This is a genomic window from Microvirga yunnanensis, assembly GCF_025460875.1.
In genome coordinates this window covers 22920-23998 of sequence record NZ_JAMXFI010000125.1, presented here as the reverse complement: position 1 = coordinate 23998, position 1079 = coordinate 22920, and the positions used below count along the sequence as shown (strand labels likewise).

The 1079-nt window shown below is 58.9% G+C and carries 3 protein-coding genes; all 3 read left to right on the top strand.

Annotation, left to right across the window (positions count from 1 at the left end):
• Positions 1-480: sigma-70 domain-containing protein (locus NF876_RS35800; protein WP_315975108.1), on the top strand; the 480-nt coding region annotated here is incomplete at its 5' end.
• A 57-nt stretch (positions 481-537) separates the two neighbouring features.
• A complete protein-coding gene (locus NF876_RS35795) occupies positions 538-771 on the top strand; it encodes a hypothetical protein (RefSeq protein ID WP_262272831.1) in 234 nt (77 codons plus the stop codon).
• Positions 768-1001, top strand: coding sequence for a hypothetical protein (locus NF876_RS35790; RefSeq protein ID WP_262272830.1), 234 nt, complete (start codon positions 768-770; stop codon positions 999-1001). The genes NF876_RS35795 and NF876_RS35790 overlap by 4 nt, the downstream gene beginning before the upstream one ends.
• Positions 1002-1079: the final 78 nt, after the last annotated feature.

Below are 1079 nucleotides of genomic sequence, written 5' to 3'. Positions count from 1 at the left end.
CACATGATCGAGACGATCAACAAGATCGTGCGCACCTCGCGCCAGATGCTGCACGAGATCGGCCGCGAGCCGACCCCGGAGGAGCTGGCCGAGAAGCTCGCCATGCCGCTCGAGAAGGTGCGCAAGGTCCTCAAGATCGCCAAGGAGCCGATCTCCCTCGAGACGCCGATCGGCGAAGAGGATGACTCAAGTCTCGGCGATCTCATTGCAGATCAGGATGCAGTCTCTCCTGATGTGGCAGCGATCCAGTCGAACTTGCGCGAGACCACCACGCGGATGCTTGCCACGCTCACGCCCCGGGAGGAGCGCGTGCTGCGCATGCGCTTCGGCATTGGCCTCAATACGGACCACACTCTCGAAGAGGTCGGTCTGCAGTTTTCCGTGACCCGTGAGCGCATCCGCCAGATTGAAGCAAAGTCCCTGCGCAAGCTGAAGCATCCCTCGCGCAGCCGGATGCTGAGAAGCTTCCTCGATGTTTGACGGCTCGGTGGCGCGCCTGAAAAGTGGGCCCCGACCTATTGCCCGCTCGATAAGGCGGTGTATCTCGCCAAAGCAATTTCCAATGCACCGAACATCCCTGTCGACGAATTGCGATTTACGTTCGAGGAGATCGCACCCACACAGAGTCGGACCGACGAGGCCGTGAAGGGAATGGTCATCAAGTCAGCTCAAATGGGAGTCGAGCTGAAGTTCGGATTCTGGTTTCAGAACAACACGGCGATCGAAGGAGTTTCGGCCGAGCTCAAGCCGGAGGGCTTTCACCCCAGATGAAGAAATATTGGGAGGATCTCGGCACGGAAGTTCAGCCCTTTGAGGCGTCCTCGCCCATGTCTGTCATCGACGAGGATTTCTCCGCCTGGCACGTGCCGAATAAATCGGCCAAGACCCCGGTGTTGGTGTTGCTGCCAGATTTCAGGAGCTTTGCGCATTCGTCGAACAACGGCTTGGTGAGTGCCGGGCTTGCCTGGGAGATTTTTCGGTTCGCTCGTTGTGAGGGGTGAGACGCATCAATCCCACCTGCCGTGCGCAACAATGTTAGGGCGCGCGTTAAACCTACCGATCTTGCTCGGGATCTCGCT